At 70.5% G+C, this 25,061-nt stretch carries 20 protein-coding genes; 6 read left to right on the forward strand and 14 right to left on the reverse strand.

Annotated elements, in window-relative coordinates:
- Positions 1-124 precede the first annotated feature (124 nt).
- Positions 125-493, forward strand: a complete 369-nt coding sequence (locus tag ACIBG8_RS23080) for a metallopeptidase family protein (protein ID WP_397344964.1) — start codon at positions 125-127, stop codon at positions 491-493.
- On the opposite strand, the gene ACIBG8_RS23085 is transcribed toward ACIBG8_RS23080, so the two are convergent.
- The 4 genes from ACIBG8_RS23085 to ACIBG8_RS23100 all read right to left on the reverse strand — a co-directional run bounded on the left by ACIBG8_RS23085 (position 490) and on the right by ACIBG8_RS23100 (position 7,144).
- Complete coding sequence (locus tag ACIBG8_RS23085) at positions 490-1,767, reverse strand: DUF5719 family protein (protein WP_397344965.1); 1,278 nt, start codon at positions 1,765-1,767, stop codon at positions 490-492. The two genes, ACIBG8_RS23080 and ACIBG8_RS23085, sit on opposite strands and share 4 nt — an antisense overlap.
- Positions 1,764-4,508, reverse strand: coding sequence for a glycosyltransferase (locus ACIBG8_RS23090; protein WP_397344966.1), 2,745 nt, complete (start codon positions 4,506-4,508; stop codon positions 1,764-1,766). The genes ACIBG8_RS23085 and ACIBG8_RS23090 overlap by 4 nt, the downstream gene beginning before the upstream one ends.
- Positions 4,509-4,595: 87 nt before the next feature.
- Positions 4,596-4,856: a WhiB family transcriptional regulator gene (locus ACIBG8_RS23095; RefSeq protein WP_397344967.1), complete on the reverse strand. Its 261-nt coding sequence runs from the start codon at positions 4,854-4,856 to the stop codon at positions 4,596-4,598.
- A gap of 305 nt (positions 4,857-5,161) precedes the next feature.
- Entirely contained in the window at positions 5,162-7,144 is a 1,983-nt protein-coding gene (locus ACIBG8_RS23100) for a hypothetical protein (protein WP_397344968.1), read from the reverse strand.
- A 183-nt stretch (positions 7,145-7,327) separates the two neighbouring features.
- On the opposite strand from ACIBG8_RS23100, the gene cofD reads away from it, so the two are divergent.
- From cofD to ACIBG8_RS23120, 4 genes are all read left to right on the forward strand, one after another.
- Positions 7,328-8,266, forward strand: a complete 939-nt coding sequence (cofD, locus tag ACIBG8_RS23105; RefSeq protein ID WP_397344969.1) for a 2-phospho-L-lactate transferase — start codon at positions 7,328-7,330, stop codon at positions 8,264-8,266.
- 392 nt (positions 8,267-8,658) lie between these two features.
- Positions 8,659-9,819, forward strand: a complete 1,161-nt coding sequence (locus ACIBG8_RS23110; RefSeq protein WP_397344970.1) for a coenzyme F420-0:L-glutamate ligase — start codon at positions 8,659-8,661, stop codon at positions 9,817-9,819.
- A gap of 228 nt (positions 9,820-10,047) precedes the next feature.
- Positions 10,048-10,548 (forward strand): SigE family RNA polymerase sigma factor, encoded by a 501-nt coding sequence (locus ACIBG8_RS23115; protein WP_397344971.1) that lies wholly within the window; start codon positions 10,048-10,050, stop codon positions 10,546-10,548.
- Positions 10,545-11,666, forward strand: coding sequence for a hypothetical protein (locus tag ACIBG8_RS23120; protein WP_397344973.1), 1,122 nt, complete (start codon positions 10,545-10,547; stop codon positions 11,664-11,666). Before ACIBG8_RS23115 ends, ACIBG8_RS23120 begins: the two co-directional genes overlap by 4 nt.
- Here ACIBG8_RS23120 and ACIBG8_RS23125 read toward each other — a convergent pair.
- From ACIBG8_RS23125 to ACIBG8_RS23155, 7 genes are all read right to left on the reverse strand, one after another.
- Positions 11,663-13,417: a substrate-binding and VWA domain-containing protein gene (locus tag ACIBG8_RS23125; RefSeq protein ID WP_397344974.1), complete on the reverse strand. Its 1,755-nt coding sequence runs from the start codon at positions 13,415-13,417 to the stop codon at positions 11,663-11,665. The two genes, ACIBG8_RS23120 and ACIBG8_RS23125, sit on opposite strands and share 4 nt — an antisense overlap.
- 49 nt (positions 13,418-13,466) lie before the next feature.
- A complete protein-coding gene (locus tag ACIBG8_RS23130) occupies positions 13,467-16,040 on the reverse strand; it encodes a bifunctional FO biosynthesis protein CofGH (RefSeq protein WP_397344975.1) in 2,574 nt (857 codons plus the stop codon).
- 105 nt (positions 16,041-16,145) lie between these two features.
- Positions 16,146-17,042, reverse strand: coding sequence for a DNA-3-methyladenine glycosylase family protein (locus ACIBG8_RS23135; protein ID WP_397344976.1), 897 nt, complete (start codon positions 17,040-17,042; stop codon positions 16,146-16,148).
- Positions 17,042-18,127 (reverse strand): sugar phosphate nucleotidyltransferase, encoded by a 1,086-nt coding sequence (locus ACIBG8_RS23140; RefSeq protein ID WP_397344977.1) that lies wholly within the window; start codon positions 18,125-18,127, stop codon positions 17,042-17,044. Before ACIBG8_RS23140 ends, ACIBG8_RS23135 begins: the two co-directional genes overlap by 1 nt.
- Positions 18,128-18,147: 20 nt before the next feature.
- A complete protein-coding gene (locus ACIBG8_RS23145; protein ID WP_397344978.1) occupies positions 18,148-19,257 on the reverse strand; it encodes a glycosyltransferase family 4 protein in 1,110 nt (369 codons plus the stop codon).
- A gap of 83 nt (positions 19,258-19,340) precedes the next feature.
- Positions 19,341-20,210 carry a lysylphosphatidylglycerol synthase domain-containing protein gene (locus ACIBG8_RS23150; RefSeq protein ID WP_397344979.1) on the reverse strand — a complete coding sequence of 290 codons (870 nt, stop codon included), beginning with the start codon at positions 20,208-20,210 and terminating at the stop codon, positions 19,341-19,343.
- Entirely contained in the window at positions 20,207-21,028 is an 822-nt protein-coding gene (locus ACIBG8_RS23155) for a methyltransferase domain-containing protein (protein WP_397344980.1), read from the reverse strand. Before ACIBG8_RS23155 ends, ACIBG8_RS23150 begins: the two co-directional genes overlap by 4 nt.
- A 241-nt stretch (positions 21,029-21,269) precedes the next feature.
- Between ACIBG8_RS23155 and ACIBG8_RS23160 the strand changes: the two genes are divergently transcribed.
- Positions 21,270-22,217: a lysylphosphatidylglycerol synthase domain-containing protein gene (locus ACIBG8_RS23160; protein WP_397344981.1), complete on the forward strand. Its 948-nt coding sequence runs from the start codon at positions 21,270-21,272 to the stop codon at positions 22,215-22,217.
- Here the strand turns inward: ACIBG8_RS23160 and ACIBG8_RS23165 are convergent.
- The 3 genes from ACIBG8_RS23165 to ACIBG8_RS23175 form a co-directional block, all read right to left on the reverse strand.
- Entirely contained in the window at positions 22,118-23,179 is a 1,062-nt protein-coding gene (locus ACIBG8_RS23165; RefSeq protein WP_397344982.1) for a glycosyltransferase family 4 protein, read from the reverse strand. The two genes, ACIBG8_RS23160 and ACIBG8_RS23165, sit on opposite strands and share 100 nt — an antisense overlap.
- A gap of 76 nt (positions 23,180-23,255) precedes the next feature.
- Complete coding sequence (locus tag ACIBG8_RS23170; RefSeq protein WP_397344983.1) at positions 23,256-24,176, reverse strand: glycosyltransferase family 2 protein; 921 nt, start codon at positions 24,174-24,176, stop codon at positions 23,256-23,258.
- Between the two features lie 59 nt (positions 24,177-24,235).
- Positions 24,236-25,048 carry a hypothetical protein gene (locus ACIBG8_RS23175; protein ID WP_397344984.1) on the reverse strand — a complete coding sequence of 271 codons (813 nt, stop codon included), beginning with the start codon at positions 25,046-25,048 and terminating at the stop codon, positions 24,236-24,238.
- Positions 25,049-25,061: the final 13 nt, after the last annotated feature.

A 25,061-nucleotide genomic window follows, 5' to 3' on the forward strand; every position in this document is an offset into this window, starting at 1 on the left:
AGCATTTCCATCAGCCTGTACCGATGTCGGCACCCCCTAAACTCGAAGAGTGACACCAAAGCGCGGCCCCCGGCGCCGTGACCGGCACGGTCGTGGGCTTCGCGGCCCGCTGGCCCCTTCCCACGTGCCCATCGCCAGATCCCGCAGCGAGCGCTTCGACGACCTGGTCCTCGACGCCGTCGACCGCCTGCGCCCGCAGTGGGGCAAGCAGCTGGCGGCGGTGGAGTTCGCGGTGGAGGACGTGCCGCCGCTCGACGAGCTGGGCGACGGTCCAGGACGCATCGGCACCGACCCGATCCCGTTCGGCCGCGCCGACGCGGCGGCCGGGGCCGACCCGGCCTCGGTGGTGGTCTACCGCCGTCCCCTCGAAGCCCGCGCCCGCGACCGCGACACGCTGGGCGCGCTGGTCCACGACACGGTGGTCGAGCAGGTCGCGACCTTGCTGGGCCTGTCCCCGGAGACCGTCGACCCCGGCTACGACGACCGCCGCTAGGGCAGCACGACGGCGGGGTCGGCGGTGAGCGTGGGGAGCATGGCCCAGGTGCGTCCTGGCGCCAGGGGGCTCACGGTGAGGAGCAGTCCTGACTTGAGGCGTTCCTCGGTGACCCTGGCGCCGTAGACGGTTCCGGACACCGGGGTGACGACGACGCCGAAGTCGCCCTTGGCCGTCAGCTTCACGTTCTTGGTACGGCCGGCCGCGACGTCGACCTCGAAGGGCTTGCCACCGGGCACCACCTCCACCCGCACCTTCCCGGCCGCTCCCGGCGCGGTCAGGACGAGCTTGGAGCCCTTGCCGTTGTCGGCGACCACGCTGCCGAGGTCCAGCGGAGCCGTACCCGCGGTGAAGGCCACGTCCTGCGACGCGCCCGTCCCCGTGGCGACGACCCCGGCCACGACCGGCTGGTCCGAGGTGAGGACCAGCGCGGCAGACTGCCCGCCCAGGCCGGTCGTGACGTCGAGCGCGGCCACGGAACCCGCGGGCACCTCCAGGGTCTCGCGGCCCTTCATCGCGTACGACGAGTCCTCGCTCACCACCTTGATCGACACCACCGCGTCCGCCTCGCCTGGCGCGGCGACCAGCAGCTCGCGCCGCCCGCCGCCCCCGGGTACTCCGGGGACCACCAGGCTGGTGGCGGGGGGCGTCGAGGAGGGCAGCCAGTCGACGCCCTTGCCGCCGTAGGACGCCCTGGCCGCGACGGCGAGCCGTCCCGTCGTGGTGACCACGCCGACGGCGAGCACGTCGGAGGAGGGGGCGAGCGTCTTGAGGTCGACCGCCCGGTGCTCGCCGGGAGCGATCACCACACCGGCGGCCTTGTCGCTGAGCACCGGCCCCTCGGCCGCGTAGAGCAGGATGTCGGCGATGGCCGGGGCGCGGTCGGCGTTGGTGAGGTGCAGTACCACGTCAGCCGTCGCTGGACCAGGGCCGATGAGCCACGTGGTGGCCGCGGGCTCGGCGCAGCGGACTCCGGCCAGGCCGCGGTCCTTGCCGGACGTCTCGCGGACGGTGTAACCGGCCTCCAGGGTTCCCGGGCCGGAAACCGGTCCCTTGACCGCCTTGCGTACCAGCGCGCCCTGCTGGAACACGCTGACCTTCTGCCCGGCCGGCGGGCAGGCGACGGTGACCGACTCGACGGCCACCTTGCGCGGGCCCGGCGGCTGCGGCCGCGCCGGCGCGGGCCTGGTGACGTAGGCGACGCCGTACAGGCAGCCGAGAGCGATGAGGACCAGCAGGAACAGCCCGAACCTGTTCTCCACGAAGCCCTTCACGCGGTCACCAGCCCGGCGGCGGCCCGCTCCTCCACCGGTCGCGCGCCCGGCGCGGCGAGGATGAGGACGAGCAGCACGAGCGCCGCCTGCGCCCACAACCACGGGACGTGCAGCGGGTTCTGGGGTGGCGCGTGGATCTGCGCGGGCGGGTCGGCGAGCCGCCACAGCCCGCCGACCTCGGACAGGCTCATCCGGACCAGCGCGGGCTGCGAGTCGAGCGCCCTGGCGAGCGCCGGGTCGACCGGCGGGGCGACCGCCACGAACGTGATGCCCGCCGCGCCCAGCGCCGCCGCGTCGTCGCCGCCGCGCCCGGCGACGAGCCCGGATGCGGCCGTGGCGACCCGGGCGCTCGCCTCGGGAGCGGTCGCGAGCTCGGACTCCCCCAGCAGGGGCGTACGGCCGTGCAGGACGGTGAAGGAGTGCCCGCGCAGGACCAGCGTGCGCTCGCCGTGCCGCGTCTCGACGGCCGCGAGCGGCGGCATCACGTCGGGCGCGTCGCCGCCGAGCGGTCCGCGCACGCCGTTCGCGATCCAGAACCCGGCGGACAGCAGCGGCGTGGTGAACGCCACGGTGACGACCACCATCGCCCCGAACCGCCGGACCCCTCCAGCGGCGCGCAGCTCGGGCAGGCGGTGCGCGGTCAGCGCGGCGAGCACGAGCAGCCCGGTCGCCGCGAACGCCAGCGGCACTCCCGGCCAGGCCCGAGCGCCCTCGACGGTGACGCGGCTGGCCAGGATCGCGACCAGCACGCCGTACACGCCGACGCCCCAGCCGATCGCGACGATCATCCGCTGGCGCCGCATGAGCAACGCGGCCAGCGCGGCCGCGATGAGCCCGGCGGTGACCCAGTACGGCGGCAGCCCCGGACCTCCCGGGCTGAACGTCAGCAGCGACTCGCCGGGCAGCGCAGAGTCGACCAGCTCGGGCCGGTGCAGCCCGGCCTCCAGCAGCAGGCGCTGCGGATCGCGCACCAGACCGGCGAGCCAGGGGCCGAGCAACGCGACCGGTACGACCAGCGCGATCGCCATCGAGGTCACCACGCCCCGCCGTACCCCGCCGAAGGCCACGGCGGCCAGCACGCCCAGCACCGCGAACAGCGGGTAGACCAGCGGGACGAACGCCGTCCCCACGGCGAGCAGCAGGCCGAGCCCCCAGGCTGCGCGCCTGCTGCCCGACAGCAGGCTCGTGCCCAGACCCGCGTAGACCGGCAACAGGACGAACACCACGGCGGTGCCCAGCCGTCCTGACGCGATCGCGCCGGTCGCGACGGGCAGCAACGCGTAAGTGGCGGCCAGCCAGAGCCGCGCCGAGGGCGCGGGGACGATCCTGCGCGTGGCCAGGTATGCGGAGACGCCGGCCAGCGGCACGCAGCCGAGCAGCAGCACGGACACCGCCAGCCACGTCTTGCCGAAGGCCAGCGTGGACAGCGCGGCGAGCACCGCGACGTACGGCGGCGCCCACTCGGTCGAGCCGAGCCCGACGTCGTGGAAGCTCTCGGTGTAGAAGCGCCACAGGTCGGCGGCGTCGCCGGTGACGGGGACGAGCGCGCCGCCGCCCAGCCTGGCGCCGCCGAGGACGCCGCGCTCGGCGACGACCGTGATCGCGGTGAGCGCGAGGACCAGCAGGACGCCTGGGCGGCTCAGCGTGCGCTTGACGAACCCCTCGTCCGCCGGGAGCTCGTCCTCCGCCTGGTGGCTTCCCTCGGCGGGTCCCGTGCCCGCGATGAGATCCTGGATGAGGTCACTCAGCCGCCTGAGGGTCGCCCCCCTCGGCGTGAGCAGCGTCTTCACGACGAAATATCCGGCCTTGCGGCCCTTCCTGCGCCGCCTGCGCGCCTTCATCAGCCGGAACGGGTGCGCGAGGATCGAGCCCAGCGCGCCCAGCTCGTCCAGCGCGTGGCCCGGCTGCTTGGTGACCAGGAACACCAGCGCCTTGACGATCGAGCTGACGACGTTGCGCGGCAGGGCCAGCATCAGCGCGCCGAGAGGCAGGTTCGCGAGGACGGTGAACATGCCGTTGCGCCGGTCCAGCCTGCGCGGATGGTCGCCGCTGACCGTGATGCGCCGCCGCCTGCGGGCGGCAGCCTCCGCGTGCCAGGCCACCGCCCCCGGTACGGCCAGCACCTTGAACCCCGCGTTCCGCACCCGCCAGCACAGGTCGAGGTCGTCGCGGAAGAGCGGGAGGAACGGGTCGAGCCCGCCGACGCGCTCCCACACGTCGCGCCGGATGAGCATGCCCGCCGTGGAGACGGACAGGACGTCGCGCACGCCGTCGTGCTGGCCCTGGTCGAACTCGCGCGGCTCCAGCCCGGTGTCGCGCCGTCCCGTCAGGTTGACGGTGGCGCCCACTTCGAGCAGGACCTTCCTGTCCAGCCAGTCGCGCAGCTTGGGGCCGAGGACGGCCGCCTTGGGGTCGCGTTCCGCCGCGGCGAGCAGGTGGGCCAGCGCGTGCCTGTCGGGGGCGCAGTCGTCGTGCAGGAGCCATAACCAGTCGGTCTCGGGGAGCTTCTCCACCGCGGCGGACACGGCCTGGCCGAAGGAGGTCGAGCGCGGCAGCCTGAGCACGTTGTCGTGGCCGAGACCGTGGCCCAGCAGGTCGGCCGAGCCGTCCGTGCTGCCGTTGTCGACGCCGACGGCGACGTCCACGGGCCGGCTCTGCCGGCGCAGGGCCGTGACGGTCTCCACCAGCCAGCGTCCGCCATCATGGGCGACGATGACCGCGGTGACGTGGGGCTGGGACATCTTGCTCCAGGGGGTCGCGCAGGCGCGCAACACCATACATGCAGAAAAAGGGTCACACAGATGTGTGACCCTTTTTCCGCAATATCTCTAAACGGCTGCCCGCTTGATCCGGCGGCGTTCCCGCTCGGACAGGCCGCCCCAGATGCCGAACCTCTCGTCGTGCTCGAGCGCGTACTCCAGGCACTCCGCACGCACCTCGCAGGTCCGGCAGACCTTCTTCGCCTCTCGGGTGGAACCACCCTTCTCCGGGAAGAACGCCTCCGGGTCAGTCTGCGCGCACAACGCACGCTCCTGCCAGCCGAGTTCTTCAGCCTCAAGCTGATCCTGTGCGATGACCAGATCGGTCACTGCACACCTCCCTGCCGCCCGCCCGCAATGGAGCCCCCCATGGACGCCTTCCGTCTTACCCACCCAATGGAAGGCGTAACAACATGGCTGTAATTACACGCGCGTACCGTGCGTGACGTCAAGCGGCATGCCGGTATCCGGGGAAAGACCAGCTCGCCCCGGTGTGCATGTGATGTGGTGTTCAAGCCAGGTTCCATGGGGTGAGCCTGACTCTGTTCATCGCTCTCAGCGGTCGGAACCGTACCAGGGACGGCTTGACGCCCTCCCGTGGCTCACCTTCTCTCTAGCTTTGCTTTGCGAGATCATTACCTGCGCGGATCGGTGTTCGGGGTGTAGATGGCCGTCGGATCTATGGGGTCGTCGCCGGGGTCGTTGAGCGCGTCTCCGCGGAACATCGACGGGTCCAGACGCATTGTTGACTCGGCGGCCTCGTGATGTTGAGGCTGGTACCCCTGCTGCTGGTTCTGCTGGGGGTGTCCGAACGGGTCGTCGTACGACCTTGACTGGTGCTGCCCGGTGTAGTCGGGCACGCGCAGGTCGGACGGCTGCTGGTGGGCGCCCGACTGCTGGTAGCTCTCCGCCTGCTGGTAGGCGTCGAGGATCTGCTGGGAGCGCGGGTCCACGGGCGGGTCGGGCTCGTGGTACGGCGTCGCGTATTCCTGGCCCGAGTAGCCGGTGAACGGCTGGCCGCCCTGGAACGCGGGGGGCTGCTCGTAGTAGGCCTGCTGGTTGTTCTGGTCCTGCTGGGGGTACGGCGCGCCGGGGGCGGTCTCGGAGGGCTGGTACGGCTGGGCGTACTGGCTGTCGGGCTGGGGGGCGTAGGCGTTGGGCAGGGTGCCCGCGGGGGTGTAGCCGTTGCCCTGGTACGGCTCGGCCGGGGGGTATCCACCGGGCTGGCTGTCGGCCGGGGTGTAGCCGTTGTCCACGGGGGCGTAGAGGCGCGGCTGGCTGTCGGCGGGGACGTAGGGGGGCGGGGTGTAGCCGCTCTCCGGCATCGTCTCGGACGGCGCGTAAGCACTGGGAGCCTCGGGCGCCGGGTAGGCGCTGGGGGTGTCCAGCGGGTTGTAGGCGCTGGGCGTCTCTACCGGACTGTAGGCGTTGGCGGCCTCAGCCGGGCTGTAGGCATTGACGGCCTCAGCCGGGTTGTAGGCGTTGGGGGCCTCGGCCGGGGTATACGGACTCGGCGTCTCTACCGGGGCATAGGCGCTCGGAGCCTCCGCCGGGTTATACGCGGCGGGTGCCTCCGGCGGGGTGTACGCGTTGAGGGTCTCCACTGGCGGGAAGGCGCTGGGGTTCTCCTGCTGGGCGTATGCGTTTTCCACGGGCGCGTAACCGCCGGGGGCGGGCAGCGTCTCAGCGGGCGCGTAGAGCTGCTGCCCGGTGTGGAACTGCGGCTGCTCGGCGTGCGGTTGCTGCTCGGCGTGCACCGGCGCCGGGGGCAGTGCCGCCCTGGGCTGAACGACCTCGGGCTGCTGAACAACGGGCTGCTGCTGCTGAACAACAGGCTGCTGCACCGCCGCCTGTGGGACGGGCGGCTGCTGGACCGGCGGCTGCTCCTGCGCGCCGAACCCCGGAGGCTGCTGGCCATACCCGGCCTGCTGGTCGGGCTGGCCGTATCCGGGCTGCTGGCCGTACACGGGCTGTTGCTGCGACGGCGGCTGCTGACCATAGGCAGGCTGCTCATTACCGGGCTGACCAAAGGCGGCCTGACCGTTGCCGGGCTGACCAAACGCCTGGCCGTTGGCGGGCTGGGCGTAGGCGGGCTGTGCCGGTGGCTGGCCGTACGACGGGTCCTGCTGGCCGTAGCCCTGCTGCACGAACCCCTGCGGCGGCACGTACCCCCCGGGCACGCCGTACGTGGGCCGCTCAGGAAGCGCCTGCGGCAGGAGGTACATCAGCGCGACCCCCGCCAGCGCGAGCTGCGTCCCCCCGTTGAGCAGGCTCTGGATGATCCCCCAGAAGCTCGACGCCGCGAACAGCGACAGGATCAGCCCGACCGCCCCGAGCAGGATCCCGAGCGCGAGTCCCGCCGCCGCGCCGTACGTGATCATCTTGGCGCTCTTGGTCGGCTGCCCGAACCTGGTGCACACGATCACGGCCCCGACCAGCAACGCGGTGTTGATCGGGTGGGACGGCCCCACGAGCCAGCCGGAGCTTCTTTCGGCGAAGGACAGCGCGGAGTCACCGGACAGCGATCCACCGACGGCCGCCAGGATGTCCGCCGCCACGCTGGCGAGCATGATCCAGGCGGCCGGTTCTCTCAGCCGAGCAACGTCGATTTTGCTCACAACTACCCCCAACGAACCCCTTTGGTCCGGAGTGGAGTTTGCCACATCACCGACTTTGACGGCGGGAGTCCCAGCAACCTCATCTATCCCAATTGCGTGCAATCACCTCACATATCGGGATATTGCAGGCGATGAGGGTGTCCGCAGGCGAGCTTGTCGGAGGCCGGTGCAACACTGGTGACCATGCGAATCGTGTCCCTCGCCGGTGGTATCGGCGGCGCCCGCTTCCTGCGCGGCCTGCGCGCGGCGGCCCCCTCAGCAGAGATCACCGTCATCGGCAACACCGGTGACGACATCACCCTTTTCGGGCTGCGCGTGTGCCCTGACCTCGACACCGTCATGTACACGCTGGGCGGCGGCATCAACGAGGAGCAGGGGTGGGGGCGCGAGAAGGAGACCCACGTCGTCAAGGAGGAGCTGGCCGCCTACGGGGTCGAGCCGCAGTGGTTCGGGCTGGGCGACCGCGACTTCGCGACGCACATCGTGCGCTCCCAGATGCTCGAAGCGGGGTTCCCCCTGTCCCAGATCACCGAGGCGCTGTGCGCGAGGTGGCAGCCGGGCGTCCGCCTGCTCCCCATGAGCGACGACCGCTGCGAGACCCATGTGGTGATCACCGACGACCGCGGGCGGCGCGCCGTCCACTTCCAGGAGTGGTGGGTCCGCCTCCGCGCCTCGATCCCCGCCGAATCCATAGCCCTGATCGGCGCGGAAACCGCCAAGCCAGCCCCAGGCGTGTTGGAAGCGATCGAGGAAGCCGACGTAGTCATCCTCCCCCCCTCCAACCCGGTGGTCAGCATCGGCACAATCCTCCAGATCCCCGGCATCCGCGACGCACTGCTCCCCAAGACCGTCGTAGGCGTCTCCCCCATCATCGGTGGCGCCCCGGTCCGCGGCATGGCCGACGCCTGCCTGACCGCGATCGGCGTGGAGACGAGCGCCCAGGCGGTGCTGGACCTTTACGGCGCGGACCTGATCAACGGGTGGCTGGTGGCGGAGGAGGACGCCGAGGTTTCCCTGGACGGCGTCGTGGTCCAGGCCCGCCCGCTCCTGATGCACGACCCCGACTCCACCCGCGCCATCGCCGAAGCCACCCTCACCCTGGCCAACTCCCTGAACCCTTGACCACCCCACGCACGAGGGGCCGCCACGCGCGAGTCTCCCAACCGCGCTCCTCTCAAGCGCGGGGCCACTCAACCGCGGGGCCTCTCAAGCGCGGGTCTCCCAAGCGCGGGGTCTCCCAAGCGCCGGTACGGCGAGCAGGGGCGACGGTGGAGCCCGGCGCAACGCGTGCGGAGGGAAACCCGCGTGGCGCGGCGCGGATGGATGTGAGGCGTGGGCAGCGATGCCCGGGAAGCACACGCGTGAACGGCGTGTTGGAAAGCGCACGTGGGAGTGACGTGTGAAGCGGCGCGCTCGGTAGTGCTCGCCAGGCGCGAAGCGCTCCCGGGGCGGCACGTGAGTGCCTCCCCGACAGCAGCGAAAGCGCACCAACAGGAGCACGGTGACAAGACAGCATGGACGAGCGAGGAGAAGCTGTGAGCACCACAGAAGGTCGGTTGGAGATCTTCGGGATAAAGGGCATCGGCGAAGTACGCCCAGGTGACGACATCGCCACCCTCCTCAAAGACACCGACCTCCAAGACGGCGACATCCTCGTCATCACCTCCAAGATCGTGAGCAAGGCGGAGGGCCGCATCCGCCAGGCCCCCGACCGCCACTCCGCCATCATGGAAGAAACAACCCGCGTAGTAGCCAGACGCGGCGACACCGTCATCTCCCAGACCAGACACGGCTTCGTCATGGCCGCCGCCGGTGTGGACGCCTCCAACACCGAACCAGGCACCGTACTCCTCCTCCCAGAAGACTCCGACGCCTCAGCCCGCAAGATCAGAAAGTCCCTCCCCGCCACCGTGGGCGTCATCATCTCCGACACCTTCGGCCGCCCCTGGCGCCACGGCCTCACCGACGTCGCCATCGGCGCCGCAGGCGTCCAGCCGCTCGAGGACTTCCGCGGCGGCGTCGACACCCACGGCAACCCGCTCAGCGCCACCGTCACCGCCCTCATCGACGAGATCGCCGCCGCGGCCGAGCTGGTCAAGGGCAAGCTGTCCGGCGTCCCGGTAGCGGTGGTACGCGGGCTGAGCCACCTCGTCACCCCAGAAGACGGCCCAGGCGTCCGTCCGCTGATCCGCCCGGCGGACGAGGACATGTTCAGGTACGGCTCCCGCGACGTCGTCCAGGCCCGCCGTACCGTCACCGACTTCACCGACGCCCCCGTGGACCACCAGACGGTACGGCGAGCCGTGTCGGCAGCGCTCACCGCCCCGACGGTGGACGGCGAGGTGCCGTGGCGACTCGTCCTCGTCGACTCCCCCGACGTCAGGTCAGCCCTGCACCCCGCCCCCTACCTGGCGGTCCCATGCCTGGTGGACGGCGTCCGAGACCGCGACACCCGCGTCGCCCTGCTGGGGGCAGCCGTGGAGAACCTGCTGATCCAGCTCGCGATGGAGGGCCTGGGCTCGTCCTGGACCCCGAAGGACCCCCGGGAGGTCGCCGCGCTCCTCGACCTGCCGGAGTCGTGGGAGCCCATGGGCGTCATCGCCATCGGCCACCCCGCCACCCCACCCGCCGACCACCCACCCGCCGACCCCGAGCCGTACCTCCTCACCCGCTGACCCCGCGCCACCAAAAGGACGCCCAGCAGGATGACCTCCCGCACCCTCACCGCGAGCGCGCCCAGACCCCTTCAGGGAGGAGACCCTCCCACCTCTGCCCTTCTCTCCCCGTGAGGTGAGGAAAGGGAGCCCTTGAAGAGAAGGGAATGTCCTCCGTAGGAGGGTTCAACAGTTCGGGTGGGTCCGCCGTCTGAGGAAAGACAGCAAAGACGGAAGGGCGACCACCACGTGGATGACGACGCGCGGTTCGCGGAGTTCGTCGCCGAGCGGGCCGACGCATTACTGCGCTACGGCTACGTCCTCAGCGGCAACCCCCACGACGCGGCAGACCTCACCCAAGAGGCGCTGATCAGGCTGCACCGCGCCTGGCCCAGGGTGCGCAGGAAGCAGGACCCCGAGAGCTACACCCGCGTCATCATGGCCAGGCTGCACATCAGCACCTGGCGCCTGCGCAGAAGAGAGCGCCTCGCCTGGGACCCGCCCGAGAGCACCCACCTGGACGCCCTCCCCTCGGACGTGGAGCGCGACCTGTGGCTGGCGCTCAGGGATCTGCCGAAGAAGCAGCGCGCCGTCCTGGTCCTGCGCTACTACGAGCAGCTCACCGACGCCGAGATCGCCGGCGTCCTGGGCATTTCCCGCGGCACGGTGCGCAGCCACGCCTCGCTGGGACTCGGCAAGCTGCGCGACACCGTCGCCCACCCCAAGACCTCCAACGGGAGCCCGCGATGAGCCTCGAAGACGACCTCCGCCGCACCCTGGGGTACGCCGCGGGTCAGGCCCCTCAGGCCCCGGCAGACCTGAAAGACCACGTCGTCAGAAGGTCGAAGCGCCGCAAGGCGAGGGGCACCGCGTTGCTGGCCGCCGCCGCGGTGGTCATCGTGGCGGGCGGGGCCGCGTTCGCCGTACGGACCGCGGGCCAGCAGGACAGGGCTGCCGTTCCCGCACCCACAGAAATAGGCATCGAGAAAGTGTGGCCGCACGCGGTGTGGAAGATCCCGGCGAAGCTGCCCGGCATCAAGAGATACCAGCCGCGCCGCTTCATCGACGACCACAGCGTGCTGCTGGAGACCGCCGACGCGATCTACGCCTGTGACTTGGAAACCGGCCAGGTGCGCAAGATCGCCGCGATCCCCACCCCGGATGCCAACGAGTTCACCATCGGCGCAGGCAGGGTCGTGTGGCAGACGTTCGGGGGCCGCAGCCGCTTCTGGTCGGTCCCGCTCGAAGGCGGCGAACCAGCGGAGATCCGTACCGACAAGCCGATCGACGGCATGGCGGACGAGCTCGAAGTGGTAGGTGAGAAGCTCGCGTTCTCCCTGTTCGACGGCGGCGTCTTCACCGTGCCCCTGACCGGCGGCGAGGTGGACCCGATCAAGGGCGCGGAACGCGACCACCTCATGGCCTGGCCGTGGGTGGGTACCTCGCGCGAGTACGCGCCGAACGTCGAAACCACCTTCGCGGAGATCCACAACGTCGAGACCGGCGAGCGAAGCAAGGCCGTCATCCACCCAGGCGACCGATATGTCCGGTGCTCGAGGAAGACCTGCACAGGCCTGGCAGCAGGCAAGAAGCCATTCATCCGTCAAAGGGATGGCTCGCGACAGCGGGAGCTGCCCCAGGCGCCGACGATGGGCATCGCGGCCGACCGCTTCATGACCGTCTGGCGGGACGGGAGGAACGGCCAGGAGCTCCTGGACCTGTCCACCGGACGCAGGGGTGACCTCGGCATCCGCCGCGACACCCCCAAAGGCCCGCCGGTGTCCGTCCATCCAGGGTTGGGCGACGGCCGCATGATGGCTTACCCGCTCAAGGACACGTACGTGATCATCGACCTGTCGAAGATCTAGGGCGACTTGCAGGTCGGGTGGCAGAGGCGCCGGGCGAGCGCGGCGAGGAAGACGTCGATGATCTCACCCGGCTGCTGCGCCACGTGCAGAGACCCGTTCGTCGCCGAGCTGATCTCGGTGAGCCCCGCCTTGTCCACGTCGCTCCCGAAGGCGATCATCACGATCTGCACCGGCTTGTCGGGGTCCCACTCCTTGCGTAGCTGCGCGAGCAGCTCCTGCCGGGTGAGCCCGCCCCCGTCGTCCTTGCCGGCCGTGATGACCAGCAGCGCGTTGTTCATCCGCTCGTCGTACTTCGCGGTCACCCGGCGGAACCCGCTGAGGATCGTCGAGTACAACGAGCTGTTCAGCGCCGAGTGCGCCTTGAGCGAGGTCGTGAGCTGGTCGAGCTTGCTCCGCCTGATGACCTGCCCCCGCTCGGGCTGGTCGACCGGCCCGAGCCCCACCCACTCGTGGTAGCCGGTGGCGGGCTCGAGCTTCTCGGCGAACTCCCACATCCCCATGTGCGTGGAATTGGGGAAGAGCTGCAGCCCCAGCCGGGCCGCCTGCAGCGCCACGCTCAGCCGCGTGGCCCCCTTCTGCCCGGTGATCGGCTCGGCCATGTGCTTGGACGTGTCCGCGATCACCAGGATGTTGGACGGCGGAGCCAACCGGCTCCACGCCTGCAGCGCCGCGTCGATGTCCTCCGCCGACACCGACGGCCGCGTCTTTGGCGTCTCCGTCGGGATCTCGGGGCCGGGCGAGATCGGCCCCTGTGTCCCGTCGCCCGAGCGGAACCCGGCCCGCCGTACCATCTCCTGCGCCTGGGCCCCGCGCAGCCAGTCGGCGAACACGGTCGAGGCCTCGGCCACCGCGGGGTCGGTGGCGGTGACGACGTAGGGGTAGTCGAGGTTGATCGTGCCCTCGCGCGGATGCAGCGCCACCACCGGGTCAGCCGAGGGCTGAAGGTTGTGCGTCCACACCGACTGCTCGGGCACGATGACCACGGGACGCTGCCAGAACCCGCGGTCGTCCACCGCGGCCAGCATGCTGCGGTAGTCGGGCGCCGATCCCGCCTGCGCCCAGCGCACGAAGGCGGTCAGCGCCTTGTCGGCCGCGGGGCCGCTGCCGACGACGTCGCGCGCCGCCGCCACAGTCGCGATCCCCGCACCCGCCAGCGACGGGTCAGGCACGCGCACCACGTCGGGCTCCCCCGAGGTGGGCAGCAGCCGGCCGCGGATGGTCGAGGGGAACACCATCCGCCAGTTCATCTCGGTCTTGCTGACCGCGAACTTCTGGGCCAGCGACGACCGCGTGGCGAACACCAGCGGCGACGTCGCCACCACGCTCTCCCCGGAGGGCAGCGAGCCTGCGCCCTGCTTGCGCGCCAGCCTGATCCAGGCGGAGGAGTCGGCGATCCAGCCGTCCGGCCGCTCCCTAAGCACCCCGGCCTTCTCCCCGATCAGCGTACGGAGCACCGTCGCGGGCGGCTGCTCGGTCACCTGGACCAGGATGCACCGCCCGCCCACCGAGGTCTTCGTCTCGTTGAAGGTCCCCGCCGCCTCCATGGCCACGGGCGCGACGTCCACCGCCGCGGCCACGCTGACCAGAACAGGCTCTCGTGCGCTGCACAGCGCTCCGCCCCCGCCGAGGAGGACGACGAGGGTGGCCGCGACGATCGCGACCACCGTCAGCCCGGCGAGCACGCCTCGCTGGAGTGCCTTCCTCCGTCGCTGCTCAAGGTTGAGCGCGGCGCGGTGTCGACCCAGCCGCACGGTGAAACCTCTCTCCACGGGAGAGTTGATTGTCCCAGCAACTCCCGTATTAGACGCAAGGGGTACTAGAACTTGTTATAGGAAGGGATCGAAGCACGCTCCGGCAGACTCCGTCACTCGCCGCGGACGCCGCGAGCCGCTCCTCGGACGGCACGCCGTACTCGGTCGTCCGCTGCCTGATCACGCGGCCGGTGGGGGCGGCCATCGCGCGGATCTCGCTGATCGTCTTGTAGGAGCCGTTCTCCGACCCGGCCATGCGGCTGATCGTCTCCTCCATGAGCGTGCCACCGAGGTCGTTGACCCCGCCCTGGAGTACGGCCCGGCAGAGGTCGTCCTGCAGCTTGACCCACGAGCACTGGATGTTCTTGATCGCGCCGTGCAGCAGGATCCTGGCCAGCGCGTGCACGGCCCGGTTCTCGTTCGCCGTGGGCCCTGGTCTGGCGATGCCGGCCAGGTAGATGGGCGCGCTGTGGTGCACGAACGGCAGCAACACGAACTCGGAGAACCCGCCGGTCTCCTGCTGGATGCTCCTGATCAGCTTGATGTGCTTGACCCAGTGCAGGTGGTTGTCGACGTGCCCGTACATCATGGTGGACGTTGTCGGGATGCCGACCTTGTGCGCCGTCGTGATGACCTCGACCCATTCGCGGGTGGGCAGCTTGCCCTTGGTCAGCACCCACCGCACGTCGTCGTCCAGGATCTCGGCCGCCGTGCCGGGCAGCGAGTCCACGCCCGCCTCCCTGGCCGCGATCAGCCAGTCCTCGATGGACAGGTTCGTACGGCTGGCGCCGTTGATGACCTCCATCGGGGAGAACGCGTGGACGTGCATGCCCGGCGTCCTGGCCTTGACCGCCCGCGCGATGTCGAAGTACGCGGTGCCCGGCAGGTCGGGGTGGATGCCGCCCTGCATGCACACCTCGGTCGCCCCGGCGTCCCAGCCCTCCTGGGCGCGGTCGGCGACCTGGTCGAGAGAGAGTGTGTAGGCGTCCGCGTCGGTGCGCCGCTGGGCGAACGCGCAGAACCGGCACCCGGTGTAGCAGACGTTGGTGAAGTTGATGTTCCTGTTGACGACGTAGGTGACGTCGTCGCCGACGGCCTCCCTGCGCAGGTGGTCGGCGATGCGGGCGAGCTCGTCGAGCGCCTCCTCCTCGGCGCCGAGCAGCGCCACCGCGTCGTCGTCGCTCAGCCCGGCCGGGTCCGCCTCGGCGCGCTTGAGCGCCTGGCGCAGGTCACCGGGGATCGCCGACGACGCCGCGGGCAGGCGGTCACGCAGCGCGTCCCAGTCGCCGTAGACGTTGTCGAAGTCGTCGCGCCGGTCGTTGGTCCTCCCCGAGGTGTCCACCTCGACGTGGAGGTCCACGCGCCCGGACGCGGCGAAACCGCCGTCGGGCTCCTGCCACGGACGGCCTTCGAGCACGGCGTCCTCGCGGGCGAGCCCGGTGGCGGGGTCGGCGAGCGCCTGGACGTGGGCGAAGAGCCGGGGGTCGAGCCACGGCTCACCGGCCTGGACGTACTCGGGGTAGATCGTCAGCCGCTCGCGCAGCGTGAACCCCTCGGTCAGCGTGCGGGCCGCCAGGTCGTCGATCTGCGGCCAGGGGCGCTCGGGGTTCACGTGGTCGGGGGTTAGCGGCGAGACACCGCCCCAGTCGTCGATCCCGGCCCTGACCATCAGCGAGAACTCGTCGCCGATGAGGTTCGGCGGCGCCTGCACGCGCATCTTCGGTCCGAGCACGAGGCGGGTGACGGCGATCGTCGCGGCCAGCTCCTGGAGGTCGGCGTCCGGCATGCCGCGCATGGCGGTGTCCGGCTTGGCGCGGAAGTTCTGCACGATCACTACCTGGATGCCGCCGTACTCCCTGGCGACGCGGCGGATCGCGAAGATCGACTCGGCGCGGTCCTCGATGGTCTCGCCGATGCCGATGAGGATGCCGGTGGTGAACGGCACGTTGGACCGGCCGGCGTCCTCCAGGACGCGCAGCCGTACGGCGGGGTCCTTGTCGGGCGAGCCGTAGTGCGCCTCGCCCTTCTCCTCGAACAGCCGCCTGGACGTCGTCTCCAGCATCATGCCCATCGACGGGGCGACCGGCTTGAGCCGCTGCAGGTCACGCCAGGTGAGCACGCCGGGGTTGAGGTGCGGCAGCAGGCCGGTCTCCTCCAGGACGCGGATGGCCATGGCTCTGACGTACGACAGGGTGTCGTCGTAGCCGTGGGCGTCGAGCCACTCGCGGGCCTGGTGCCAGCGGTCCTCGGGGCGGTCGCCGAGGGTGAACAGCGCTTCCTTGCATCCCATGGCCGCGCCCTGCCTGGCGATCTCCAGCACCTCGTCGGGGCTGAGGAAGGGGGCGGGGAGCTTGCCTGGGGCGGTGGCGAAGGTGCAGTAGCCACACCTGTCCCTGCACAACCGGGTCAGCGGGATGAACACCTTCCTGCTGTAGGTGATGACCCCCTCCCGCCCAGCGGCCAGCAACCCGGCATCACGGACGCGGGAGGCATGGTCCAGGAGGGTGTCCAGGTGTTCACCTCTGGCCTGCAGCAACACAGTGGCCTCGGTGACGTCGAGGGTCTTGCCGTCTCGGGCACGGGCAAGGGCGCGGCGGAAGGCGGAGTCGCTGACAACAGTCATGCCCCGCAGATTACGTCCCCCTGGGTTTCCCCACCGCACCCAGGTCCCACCCCACGGAACACCCAGCCCCTCCGCCACCCCACGAAAACCCGAAAGGTTGTGGGGCTAGAAGGAGCGGTAGTCGCGGGCTGGGACGCGGGGGCCGCGGGCGGGTGGGCGGATGCCGGTGAGGCCGATGAGGATCGTGGCGCGGTGCCGGTGCCCCTCGTAGGGGGCCAGCAGGCGCATCATCTCGTCGTCGTCGACCTTCTGGCCGGTCAGCGCGTAACCCACGTGGTTGGCCAGGTGGTAGTCGCCCACGCTCACCGCGTCGGGGTCGCCGAAGACGCGTTGCCGTACCTCCGCCGACGTCCACACCCCGATGCCCGGCAACGCACGCAAGAGCCGGTCGAGCTCCTCGGTGGAAGGGGCCGCCTCCAGCTTGGACACGTGCCACGCCGCCGTGGCGATCGTGCGCGCCCGTACGGCTTCCGCCCCCGCCTTGTGCCAGTGCCACGAAGGGATCTGCCGCCAGACGACGGGCTCAGGAATCACCCGCATCCCCTCCGGCGCAGGTCCAGGCGCGGGCGTGCCGTACTGCCACAGCAGCCACCGCCAAGCCCGATGAGCCTCGCGGATCACGACCTTCTGCTCGAGTACGGCCGGCACCAGGGCCTCCATGACCAGCCCCGTCCGGCCGATCCGCAACCCCACGTGCTTACGCGCCACATCCCGCAAAACCTCGTGTTTCACGGAAAATCCGGAAACGTCGTCAAAAGCCCCCAGTAACCCCGGCATCCCGTCCAGCAACCAGGAAGCCCCAGGCCCCCACGCCTGCCCCAGCACCGAACCGGCCGTCACGCACACCCGCAACGTCCCAGGCCCGTCAGGCGTCCGGGACGCCAGCCACACCGACCCGTCGTTGACAGCGCGAAACGTGGGATCCCCACCCCCGTGGCGCCGAGGCGCGAGCACCATGCCCACGTCCAGCGCCCACGACGGCGTCCACGTCCGCGAGAGCACTAGACGTCGCTGGAGTAGCGAACCGCACACTCGGGAAGCTCGACCCCCGGCCACACCCGGACCCCGGCCTGCAGCTCGTTGCCGGAACCGACCACGGCCCCGTCGCCGATCACCGCGTCACGCACGACGGCTCCCGCGCAGATCCGCGCCCGGTCGCCGATCACCGAGTCGGTGACCGACCCCGCGACCACACACGCGTCACCCACCACGCTGCCCACCACCGAGGCCCCTGCCTCGATCACGGAGCCCCTGCCGACCGTCGACCCGCCCATGACCTTGGCCTCCGGCGAGATGACCGCGCCGGGCAGCGCCAGGAACTCCCCGGAAGGACCGGGAAGCGCGGGCGAGGCGAGGCGGCCGAGCACCAGGTCGCGCGAGCCCTTCACGAACGCGGCGGGCGTGCCGACGTCGAGCCAGTAGGTGCGGTCGGCGTAGCCGAGCACCAGCGCCCCGTCGTCGATCAGCCCGGGGAACGTCTCGCGCTCGACGGACACGACCTCGCCGGCCGGAATGCCGTCGATCACCGACCGGGTGAACACGTAGCACCCGGCGTTGATCCGGTTCGTCACCGGGTTGGGGGTCTTCTCCAGGAACGCGGTCACCCGCCCGGACGGATCCGTCGGCACGCAGCCGAACCTGGACGGGTCGTCCACCTCGGTCAGGTGCAGCGTCACGGCAGCGGAGCGGTCCACATGCTGACGTATCTGGTCACCGATGTCGTGCCCGGACAGGATGTCGCCGTTGAGGATCAGCACCGGGTCGTCCGGCGCGCTGGTCAGCGCCTGCGCGGCGTTGCGGATCGCACCGCCCGTGCCCAGCGGCGTCTCCTCCGTCATGTAGTGCAGCGAGAGCCCGAACGAGGAGCCGTCGCCGAAGACGGGCTCGAACATGGACGCCTTGTAGGAGGTGGCGAACACGATGCGCCGCACGCCGAACGAGCGGGCCCTGGCCAGCTGGTGGGCCAGGAACGGCACCCCCGCGGTGGGCAGAAGCGGTTTCGGCGTGCCCAGCGTCAGCGGGCGCAGGCGAGTGCCCTGCCCTCCTACCAGGAGGATCGCCTCGAGGTCTGGCAAAGAGCTCTCCATCACTCCGTGAGGTTACCTAACTATTCGACTGCACGTTGATAAGTGAGGAGATGTGCCTCGGCCGAGGCGTCCCAGGTGAATTCCCTCGCCCTTGCCAGCCCCGCCTCGCTGAGCTGTTTCCTGCGTTCGGCGGAGGCGAGCAGCTGCCCGAGCGCCGCCGCGATGCTCCCGGCGTCCGGCTCGGTGTAGGCGACGGCGTCGCCCCCGACCTCGGGCAGCGAGGTGCGGTGCGTGGTCAGCACGGGCGCGCCGCACGCCATCGCCTCCAGCACCGGCAGCCCGAACCCCTCGCCGCGCGACGGGAACGCCACCACGACCGCGCCGCCGAGGAATCCGGCCAGCTCGCTCAGCGACAGGTACCCGGGCCTGACGACCTTCACGGTCGCCTCCACCTCGCGGCACGCGGCGTCGACGTCCTCCTCGTGCACGCCGCCGCCGATCACCAGCGCGGGCGGGTCGTCGAGGTGCTTCACCGCGCTGGCGAACCCCCTGATGAGGTTGGGAACGTTCTTACGCGGCTCCAGCGCGCCGAGGAAGGCGACGTACGGCCGGCCGTGCAGCCCGTAGCGCGCCGCGACCGTGATCTTCTCCACCTCGCTCGGCCGGTGGAAGAGCGCCTGGTCCACGCCGTGGTAGGCGACGTCGATGCAGGTCGGGTCGGCGGCGAGCACCCGGACGAGCTCGTCCCTGGTGGCCTTGGACGGCACGATGACGCGCCTGGCGTGCCGCGCCGCCGTACGGGTCGCCGAGCGGAAGAAGGCGGCTTTGTCCGGGCTGTGCACGTCGGGGTCGGTGAACCAGGTGACGTCGTGCACGGTCACCACCGTCGGCAGCCCGGAGCGCAGCGGCATCGAGTAGTGCGGCGCGTGGATCACCTGCGCGCCCACCTGCCTGGCCAGCAGCGGCACGCTGGTCTGCTCCCACGCCAGCCGCGCGGCCCTGTTGGTGATCGCGACGGGCCCCGGCATGATCCGCGCCGAGGGCGCGATCCGGCCATAACGCTCGGCGTCCGCCCGCTGGCACACGACGGCGAGGTCGGCCCCCGCCCGGCCGAGCGCTCCGACCAGCCCGTCCACGTATCGGTTGAGAGCGCCGCGGTCCGCAGGAACGGCGGCCGCATCGATGATCACCCGAGGCACCACGAAGATCTCTCCCCTCAAGACCTTGCGTTCCCATTACTCTATGGCGAGCCTCCCCAAAAAGGTGGGGCAAATCACACCGTGTCGCGCTCCACAGTTTTGCGCGCGGCGAGCCCCGCGATCCCCGCGCAGATCAGGTCGCCGACGATGATGACGATGCGCGAGCAGAGGGCAGCCGCGATCGCCGAGCCCCGGTCGAGCACGGGAGCGAGCACCGCCACCATGGCCACCTCGCGCACCCCGGCCCCCGCCGGCACCACGAAGGTCATGATGCCCAGACACCAGGACAACGCGAACGCGCCGACGCAGAAGACCAGCCCGGCGTCGACGATGAAGTAGAGGCTCACGCCGTAGGCGATCCAACCGGCCAGCGCCCACACCAGGGCGGTGAGCATGCCGCGCCTGGTGAGCGGGCGCTCCAGCGGCTCGCGCTTGAGCTTGCGCAGGCCGAAGCCGATCACCCGGTTGATGACCTTGGGTTCGAGCAGCACGAAGATGACCGGGAGCAGCAGGAGCAGCCAGCCGTACTGGTCCCAGCCGAGCGTCACCAGCGTGACCAGCAGGCCGCTGGCGAGCTGGATCGGCATCATCAGGAAGAAGGCCGCCGCGCTCCGCGACCGGGGAACGCCCAGGTCGCGGCCCATCTCCATCTGCGCGAGCACGGGCCAGACGGCGCCGGGGATGTATTTTCCGAGCTGCCCGACGAAGAAGACCTTGGCGCCCTGCCGTACCGACAGCGGGGAGCCCAGGTCGGAGAGCAGCGTGCGCCACGTGAACATGGCGCCGAGCAGGGCGACGATCACCGCGGCCAGCGAGCCCGCCAGCATCGGCCAGGTCAGGCGGCCGAAACCGGCGACCACCGCGTCCCACTGCGAGGCCACGGCCCAGGCGCCGAACCCCAGGGCGACCAGCAGGAACCCGGCGCGTACCAGCTTCTTGGTCACTGGACGCGCTCGGGTGGCTGGGGCAACGCGACGCCGCGCGGCCGGCGCGGGTTCTTCGTGGCCACCCACAGGTAGGTAGGCACGAGCGGCAGCATGAGGCGCAGCACCGCGCGCGGGGTCCTGGCGAGTACGGCCTGCGCGATCCGCCCGACGGCGCCGGGGAACAGCTCGGACCCGGCGAACCGCGTGGGCGCGGCGAGGACGGGGATCGAGTAGTCCCACACGTGGAAGGCGCGCAACATCCTGCGCAGCCCGCGCCTGGTGCGGAACCGCTCGTAGTAGTGGTCGGCGCGACCCGAGGCGCGCACGTAGCGGTCGGCGAGCTTTTCCGGCAGGTAGGACAGGAACGGCAGCTTGTAGTGCGGCTCCATGATGCCCAGCTTGTTGCCCAGGCCCAGGTAGAGGACGCCGTCGTCCTTGAGCACCCGGTGCATGTCGGCGACCACCGCGTCCGGGTCGACCACGTGCTCGTAGATGTGGTTGAAGACCAGCACGTCGATCGACTTGTCGGGGAACGGCAGCGCCGTGCCGTCGCCGCAGACGAACGCGACCCGCTCGCCGAACCGGTCGGCCGCCTTGCGCAGGCCGGGCACGTCGATGTCGACGCCGAGCGTGTGCCCGGCACCCGCCCCGGCCAGCTCGTCGGCGATGAACCCGGCCGAGCACCCGACGTCGCCGACGGTCAGCCCGTCGAGCGGCCCGTGGAAGTGCTCCAGGACCGCGATGATCTTCGCGGCCTTCCTGCGGCGCTTCTGCTCGTCGAGCATCGCCGACTGGAACTCGGAGTACTCCAGTTGCGCGACCCGTTCCTTACTCACCCCGCAACACTACCGACGTCAATCGTTCGCCAAGCCGCCCTTAGGCACCGTGACCGCTCACCGGAGGGGGCAAAGTGCCACTTTTCTACGCGATTCGCAGCGATTTCCTCGACATCGCCACACACCCAGGACGTGCCGATCGACGTACGGGTTCGGCCCGCCGTTCGAAGCCGAGAGGAGACTGGTGGCGATTGCCCTGGTCGTCTGGTCCTTCCTGGTGAACAGGGGTTAGCGTGAGCGGGTGCTCAGACGCCTGTTAAGGATCGTGCTCGCCCTGGTCGCTCTGGGCTTTCTCGGGTACGGCATAGCCAGGAACTGGACGGACACCGTCGCGGCCCTGTCCAGCCTGTCCCCGTGGGCGGTCGCCGGCGCGTTCCTCGCGGTGCTCGTCGGGCAGTTCTGCATGCTCCTGGCCTGGCGTCAGGTGCTGGCCGGGCTCGGCTCGCCGCTGCCGGTGCGGGTGTGCGGGCGGATCATGTTCGTGGGCCAGCTCGGCAAGTACATCCCCGGCTCCGTCTGGGCCTACGCGGCCATGATGGATCTCGGCCGCGACCACGGCAGCCCGCCCCGCCGTACCTTCGCCTGCATCTCGCTGGCGCTGGTGATCAACCTCGGCGTGGCGCTCTCCATCGCCGCGGCGACCGCCTACCAGGCGTTCGCGCAGGCCTGGTACCTGCTGCTGCTCGTCCCCGTGATCATCGTGTGCCTGCATCCCCGCGTGCTCACGTGGGGGCTCAACCTGGCGTTGCGCATCGCGCGGCGCGAGCCGCTGGACACCGTGCTGCCCGGCCGTTCCGTCCTGACCGCCGTCGCGTGGACGGTGCTCGGCTGGTTCGTGTACGGCCTGCACAGCACGCTGCTCGTCGGGCGCTGGGACCTCTACCTGGTCTGCACCGGCGCCTACGCGTTCGCGTGGTCGACCGGGCTGCTGGCGTTCTTCATCCCGGCGGGCGTCGGGGTGCGCGAGGGCGCGATGGTGCTCGTCCTCGGGCCCATCGTCGGCGCCGGGCCCGCGCTGGTGGCGGCGATCGCGTCGCGCCTGGCGTTCACCGCGGCAGACCTCGCGGCCGCGGGGATCGCCGTGCTGCTTCAGAGGCCGAGCAAGACCTTGACGTACGAGTCCCAGAACGGCTCTGGGTCGACCGCCTTGACGCCCGAACGCAACCGCTCGGGCTCGCCCGGCGCGTAGAACCGCTCGATGGCGTCCCTGAGCGCGCCGACGTCGTCGGGGCGGACGAGCAGCCCGTCGACGCCGTCCGTCACGTGGTCGGCCAGCGCGCCGACGCGCGTCGCGATCACCGGGACGCCGTGCTCGTGGCCGAGCCACACGTTCTGGCTGGCGGTGGCGCTGCGGTACGGCAGGACCAGGGCGTCGGCGTTCGCGAACAGCCCCTGGACGTCCTCGGCGGGCACGTAACCGGGCCTGAGCTCGACGCGGTCGCCCAGGCCGAGCTCGGCGACCAGCGCCTTGGTCTCGTCGAGCCCGCCCCAGAACTCACCGGCCACGGTGAGCCCCACGCCGTCGGGGAGCGCCCTGAGCAGCAGGTCGAGCCCCTTGTACGGCCGGACGATGCCGAAGAACAGCAGCCTTCTGTGGATCTGCGAGGATCGCGAGGCGTTCGTCGAGGGCAGGTGCGGGGCCATCGCGGCGACCTTGACCGGGGTGCCGGACAGGCTGAGCGCCACCTCTTCCTGCAGGCCGCTGTGCACGAGCACGCCGTCGACGCGCTTCAGGAGCGCCCGCATGAGGGGCTCGTCCCACGGCTTGCGCTCGTGCGGCAGCACGTTGTGGCACAGGGCGACCGTGCGCGCCTCACCGGCTATGCCGTACAGGATGCCGAGGTAGGCGGGGACCTGCACGGGGCTCAGGACGGCCAGGATCACCAGGTCGGCCTTGCGCAGGCGGCGTCCTGCCGCGACCCAGCCGCCGGGCTTGCGCCAGTCGAGCTTCCTGAGCGTCTTGGGGTAAGGGGTGCACTCGGGCGCGTCTATCGTCTGCTGGCCCGGGTAGAGGAAGCCCGGGTACTGCCTGTTCCACGACTCGATCACCACGTCGTGGCCCTGAGCGGCCAGCCGATGCGCCAGCTCGGTGGTGTGCTGAGCCCCACCGCCCTTGTAGGGGAAGGTGGGGCCGACGATCGCGATTCTCATGGTCGAGTCCGCCTCACCTTGCACCATCCCATCGGACGGGCTGATGTCTGTGTCCGGTTCGACTCCCTCTCCGCTCTCATTCGCCGCGCGACCTCACGATCAGGTCGGCGAGCAGCGCCACAGACCCGATCAGCAGGCCGGACAGGAAGATCATGACCGTGCTCGCCGGGAAGTAGAACGGGTGCCGGACCATGTCCACGATGCCCTTGACGAACCCGATGCCGACCAGCCACAGGGCGGGCGGCATGAGCACCTTGAGCGGGTTGAAGTACATGATCATCCGCAGCACCTGCAGGATGTAGCGGTAGGCGTCGGAGACGAAGCTGAACTTCGACGTGCCCGCCCGCTTGGCGTAGTCGATCGGCAGGTAGTAGATGTCGTGCTGGTTCGACAGGAAGCTCAGCGTGATCGTCGTGACGCACGAGAACCCGGGCGGCAGCAGCCGCAGGTAGGGCCGCGCCACCGACTTGCGGAACGCGCGCAGCCCCGAGTTGAGGTCGGGGATCTTCTGCCCGGCGAGCTTCTCCGCCACCTTGCGGATCACCCACTTCGCCGGGACCCGGAGGATCTTGTGCGACCCCTCCTCCGTCGTGCGCGCCCCGACCACCTGGTCGATCGTGAGGTCCTTCTCCAGGATCTGGACCAGCTCGGGGATGCGCTCGTTCGGGTAGGTCATGTCGGCGTCGGTCCACACGACGATCTCGCCGCGCGCCTCCTGCGTGCCGATGCGCCGGACCGTGCCCGAGCCGCCGTTGCGGTGGAAGGCGCGCACGCGCATGTGCGGGTAGCGCGGGGCCGCGTCCTCGAGCCTGGCCAGCGTCTGGTCGGTCGAGCAGTCGTCGACGGCGACCAGCTCGTAGGTGTAGCCGCTGGAGTCCATCGCCTTGGTGATGCGCTCGATCTCGTCGATGACGTGATCCTGCTCGTTGTAGCACGGCAGGACGATCGTGACGTACGGGGCGTTTTCCACGGCGGTTCCACTCTCAGGCGTGCTCACGACGGTCGAGGCTACCCTGCCTGGCCGATGACTACCGCGTGACCAAGGATACCGGCCGATCAGGATGCCTCGATGAGCGTGACGACGGCCACGCCCGGCATGTCCTTCACCGCCTCGCCGACGGCCCGCGCACGGGCGGGATCGTCCACCTTGACGTAGAGCGCTTCGAAGGAGTCGCGGCCCGGACCTGCTCCCATGAGCTTGTTCCTGAACGCCTGGTCCTCCAGATAGACCTCCTCCACGTTGTCCAGCCTCTTCAGCGCGGCCGCGATCGCGTTGCGCTGCTCCAGGGTGGCCGCCTGGTTCTTGCAGACGCCAGGCCAGTCCTTCGCACACAGCCCGACGAAGACCTGGGCCTTGCCGCGCCAGAAGTGGGGACCGTTCGCGAAGACCTGCGCCACCCCGGGGACGCCGCTCACCTTTTCCCGCAACACCGCGATGTCCTCAGCGCGACGCACCTTGCCCCTGAAGGAGCCGCCCTCCGGCGGTTCGCCGACCTCGCGCCAGGGCGAGATCACCAGGGCACGCGTCTCCTCGCTGCTCCGCGCGTAGGTCACGTACTCAAAGGACTCAACCTGAGGCAGCCTCCCAAGCAGCTCCTCCACACTCTCCCGCACTGTCACCTCACCCTGCGGACAGACAGCACAGAGCGCCACCTCGAAGTCCAGGACCGCCGGAATCGGACCGTCGGGCGGCGGCACGGGTAACAGCGACCGCTTGAACGTGGCCACCCCGGCAATCACCACAACCACCGCAAGCAGGACCACCCCTATGAGGACGCCCACCAGCCGAGCATGCTCCGCCAGCCACGGCCCCAGCCGCACCTCCCGCTCCGGCCCCTCATCCCCAAACCCCAACTCCTCGTACGACACAGCGCTGAATATC

The organism is Nonomuraea sp. NPDC050556 (assembly GCF_044457355.1).
In the GTDB taxonomy this organism is placed as follows: domain Bacteria; phylum Actinomycetota; class Actinomycetes; order Streptosporangiales; family Streptosporangiaceae; genus Nonomuraea.